Annotated in this window: 1 protein-coding gene; it reads left to right on the forward strand. The window is 57.1% G+C overall.

The genetic code is table 11. The features are described from left to right. The coding region (gene ttcA, locus ACRZ95_RS23285) for a tRNA 2-thiocytidine(32) synthetase TtcA (RefSeq protein ID WP_480555788.1) at positions 1–529 on the forward strand (529 nt) is incomplete at both ends.

Raw genomic sequence — 529 nt, forward strand, 5'->3', positions numbered from 1 at the left:
TAACAAAGAGGGCACGCCGCCGCGTTGGCTGGTCTGCCTGTCGGGTGGCAAAGACAGTTATACCCTGCTGGCGGTTCTTCATGAGCTGAAATGGCGTGGTCTGTTGCCTGTCGATTTGCTGGCCTGCAATCTGGATCAGGGGCAGCCGGGCTTTCCCGCCACCGTCCTGCCGGAATTTTTAGAGCGCATGGGTGTACCGCATCGGATTGAATACCAGGACACTTATTCGATTGTGATGGACAAGGTCCCGCAGGGTCGGACGTATTGCGCCCTATGTTCCCGTCTTCGGCGCGGCAACCTGTATCGTGTTGCGCGCGAAGAAGGCTGCTCGGCTGTTGTACTGGGGCACCACCGAGACGACATCCTTGAAACGTTTTTGATGAACTTGTTCCACGGCGGGCGTCTTGCGACGATGCCGCCCAAGCTGCTGAATGAAGAAGGTGATCTGTTCGTCTATCGACCGCTGGCGCATGTGGCAGAAGTCGATTGCGAAAAATTTGCCGCCGCGATGACCTATCCGATCATCCCC

This window comes from Ruegeria sp. AI3 (assembly GCF_056541245.1).